The sequence below is a fragment of the Mesorhizobium sp. genome, assembly GCF_005063415.1.
GTDB lineage: Bacteria > Pseudomonadota > Alphaproteobacteria > Rhizobiales > Rhizobiaceae > Mesorhizobium.
Map to the genome: position 1 here is coordinate 1 of NZ_SUEG01000312.1, position 1,954 is coordinate 1,954.

General features: G+C 62.8%; 3 protein-coding genes and 1 pseudogene. 2 read left to right on the forward strand and 2 right to left on the reverse strand.

From position 1 onward, the window contains the following. A partial coding sequence (locus tag E5W70_RS32170; RefSeq protein ID WP_292665361.1) for a DUF3606 domain-containing protein occupies positions 1–257 on the forward strand: 257 nt, incomplete at its 5' end. A 32-nt stretch (positions 258–289) separates the two neighbouring features. Here the strand turns inward: E5W70_RS32170 and E5W70_RS32175 are convergent. Then, a pseudogene (locus E5W70_RS32175) lies at positions 290–777 on the reverse strand (DNA-3-methyladenine glycosylase). 148 nt (positions 778–925) lie between these two features. Next, positions 926–1,255, reverse strand: coding sequence for a hypothetical protein (locus tag E5W70_RS32180; RefSeq protein WP_292665363.1), 330 nt, complete (start codon positions 1,253–1,255; stop codon positions 926–928). A 202-nt stretch (positions 1,256–1,457) separates the two neighbouring features. Between E5W70_RS32180 and E5W70_RS32185 the strand changes: the two genes are divergently transcribed. After that, positions 1,458–1,954 (forward strand): metallophosphoesterase (locus E5W70_RS32185; protein WP_292665365.1); only part of this gene is annotated, 497 nt, incomplete at its 3' end.

The following is a 1,954-nucleotide window of genomic DNA, read 5'->3' on the forward strand; positions in this document are numbered from 1 at the left end:
ATAAGAGCAAGCGAGATTTCCGCGACCGCGATCGCGTTGCTGCGGAAGACGACCGCGAGGTCGAGTATTTTGCCCAACAGAACGGCATCACCGCCGACCAGGTCCGCCAGCTGATCAAGAGCTTCGGCAATGATCGCGGGCGCCTGATCGAAGCCGCGAAGGCGTTGCGAGGGATTTCACCTGCCGGAGCCGACGAGGTGACCAGCGAAGCCCGCCAACAGAGGACGCCTATGCATCTCGGCAAACCCGACGAGTGATGCCAGGCAGCTGCTCTGCCGCTGCCGCAGCGTCAGAACTTGCGGCTCAAATAATCCGAGCCACGAAGGCCGAACCGCCACTCCGCATCGACAGCCTTGGAAATGCCGATCCGGAAAGAATGGCGCTGGCGTCGCCCGGCTGGCTGAATTCGAATGGCGGCACGTCCAGCGGCAGCCCGTCATGAGACTTATCGATTGCCAGCGCCTGGCAAAGGCGACCTGGTCCCGAACAAAGCAGCCGGACATCGTCAACGCCGCGATTGGCCCGCATCACGTCCAGCCCGGATTGCGGTTCGATTGCGCGGACAAGCACGGCACTGCCGGGCAGGCAGACGGCGTTGAGGCACCAGTGCAGGCCATAGGAGCGATAGACATAGGCGCTGCCCGGGGCGCCGAACATTGCGCCATTGCGCACCGTCCGGCCACCGAAAGCATGCGAAGCCGGGTCATCCGGACGATAGGCCTCGGTCTCGACGATGATGCCGCCAACGCCGTGCAAAAACAGCGAGGCGCCAATCATGTCGCGCGCCACGATGGTGGCGTCACGGGCAAAGAATTGATGGGTCGTGGTCAATGTGCAGCAGACTCGATCGCGCCTGAACCTGGTGCGTCAGCAAGTTCCCGACCGGACACAAAATGTCCAGCCACTGCTCTCGGATCTGCGATATTCAGCGCAGCATGGCTGCGCCGATGAAAACTGCCGCGGCCAGCACGACGATGGCGGCAATCACCAGGACTGGCCCGTATCTGCGCGGTTGGACGTCGGGCTCGTCCTTCAGCGGGCGCATCGCATTGGCATAGCTCGCCTGGTTGGTAAACTTCGGCGTTTCATGGCGCGGAGCAGGGCTCTTCGGCGGAGTGTTGCCGGCTGATTCCGCGTCGGTCTCCATGGGAGCCGCAGCCGGATCGATGCCCGCGGTCTTATCCCCTTCGCGCCCGGCGTCGATATCGCCCCGCGCTTGAGCCGGGCTTCGCCCAAGAGGTGCTGCGTCGGTCATCGTCGAGGTCCTTTCAGAGCATCGGCTTCAAGCATCCTAACCTGCGTCTCATTTCAAAGTTCCCCCGTTTCAAAGTTCCGCCCAGGCTTGCCTACAGGAACAACCGGCGATCGAGCGGGTTGAGCAGGCATCGGGGAGAGCGAGATGGACTAGGTGCGCCACGCGCCCAGATGCGCGGCAGTTCGATAGCAGGCTCCAGCGCATGATCTACTTCACCGCCGACACGCATTTCAGCGACCCGCGCATTTTGCGCATCGATCGCCGTCCGTTCGGCTCGCTGGCGGAACATGACCGGGCGCTCATTGCGTTCTGGAACGAGACTGTCGGGCCGGACGACGAGGTCTGGCATCTCGGCGATTTCGCCAGGGGATCGGCCGCGTTCGTGTCGTCGCTGCTGTCGTCTCTTCATGGCAGAAAGCATTTGATCATCGGCAACAACGATGTTGCGGCCACCATCGACGCCACGGGTTGGGCGAGCACGCAACACTATAAGGAGCTGACGCTCGACGGCAGCCTGCTGATCCTTTGCCACTACCCTTTTCGCACCTGGAACCAGATCGGCAGCAAATCGATCGACCTGCATGGCCATTCGCACGGCCGGCTGACCCCGGTCACACGTCAGTATGACGTCGGCGTCGACAGCTGGGATTTTCGTCCGGTCGCGCTGACTACCATCCTTGCCAGCCGCGGCCGCCGGCC